Annotated in this window: 2 protein-coding genes; both read left to right on the forward strand. The window is 42.7% G+C overall.

The window, feature by feature from the left end:
- The coding region (locus tag SVU69_13765; GenBank protein ID MDY6944064.1) for an acyl-CoA dehydrogenase at nt 1-904 on the forward strand (904 nt) is incomplete at its 5' end.
- Nucleotides 905-1,345: 441 nt separating this feature from the next.
- A partial coding sequence (locus SVU69_13770; GenBank protein MDY6944065.1) for a radical SAM protein occupies nt 1,346-1,697 on the forward strand: 352 nt, incomplete at its 3' end.

Raw genomic sequence — 1,697 nt, forward strand, 5'->3', positions numbered from 1 at the left:
TGAACCCGGAACCCAAATACTGCTCAACTGGACACCTGATGAGGACATCAAGCGTGAGTATCTAAAGAGAACGCTTGATGGCGGGTTCTGCACTTCAATGGCTACTGATCCTGAATCAGGCGTCGACATGGGTGGAATGCGTGGTACTGCAGTTCTTGACGGAGATGATTATGTACTGAACGGGCCCAAATGGTTTATGACAATGACCACTCCCGGACCCGTAGGACTTCAGTGGCATATGACATTGATGAAAACAGATCCTACCAAGCGAACCAGTGGTCTGTCACTGTTCATTATGAACGATGATATTCCAGGTATAATCCGTGGTCGTGAGGGAGACCTTTGGGGAGCCAGATGGGGTTGTGCCCGTTACGAAGTAATGTTCAAGGATTGTCGGGTTAATAAAAGGTATATAGCAGCTCCAATAGGTAAGGGAATACATGCTCTCGTCGATGGTATGAACAAGCATATGGCTAATCAGGCCTTTCAGGCTGTAGGTGTTACAGAAGCTGCAATACAACTTGCTGTTGACTATACTAAGAGCAATATTCGCTGGGATCATCCGTTAATCGAATATCAAGGAGTTCATTTCCCCATAGCGGATATGTGGGTAGCTGCGGAAGCTGGCCGTGCATTATGTACCAAAGCCTGCAAGCTCTGGGACGAAGGCGATGAGGAAGCCAAGCATGGTAAGTGGGGCGTTATGGCTGCTCGTCACTGTTTCCCCACAGCGATTGATGCTTGTGCTAAAACAATCGAACTCATGGGTGCGCGTGGTATCGAGCGAGAGGAAGGTTGGCCCATTGAGCTAATGTACCGTGATGCAATGATATTCCAGTTGTATCGAACACCCAATGTAGACAGAAAATTCCTTGCTTCATACCTGGTGCGCAGAAGATTATAGTTCAGGATGCCGATAAAAGGAGGCTCTTATGTTAGCATATTGGCTCTACATTATTGGTGGAATAGTCTTCACTTATTGGGGTTATATTTGGTGGATCAACCATGATAATTTAAAGGAAGTCACCTGGTTAAAGGCCGTAATTGCGGTGATTCTGATAGTACTAGGGATTCTAATGATAGTCCGAAGTGCAGTGACTATCTACATTCAGTCAAGAAAAGTTAAACGTTTTTAATACATTAAACTTAGACATTGAGGATAATTCTAACAAATAGAGTAAAATAGAGGCAGAAGTAATGCCGAAGCTCATTTAAGATGGATATGGGCTTCGGCATTATCATATTTATTCTAACACTTGCTTTTGTGGCCTGTGTTAAATAATGCTACAATTGTGTTCGTAATAGTTATATTTTTTGCAATGGATTGACAAGGAGTTCTAGTACTATGGAGGATACCCCCAGAAAACTAAACATCGAAGTCACAACAAAGTGCAATCTGAATTGCGCTATGTGTGTTAGAACCGTATGGCAGGAAGATACAGGTGATATGAGTCTTGAAACATTTAATGCCCTTTCCTCTGCTTTCCCCAAAATCGAATCTATTAATCTCATCGGGATCGGTGAACCACTAATTCATCCAGATATAATTGAAATGATTAAGATTGGCAAGAATCTACTTCCCCCGGAAGGCAAACTCAGTCTCACCACCAATGCTATGCTTATTGATCAGAATATAGCCCAGAAGTTAGTAGAATTAAAAGTTGATGATATTATAGTATCTATCGACAGTGCAAATC

This window comes from Pseudomonadota bacterium, assembly GCA_034189865.1.
In the GTDB taxonomy this organism is placed as follows: Bacteria; Pseudomonadota; Gammaproteobacteria; order UBA5335; family UBA5335; genus JAXHTV01.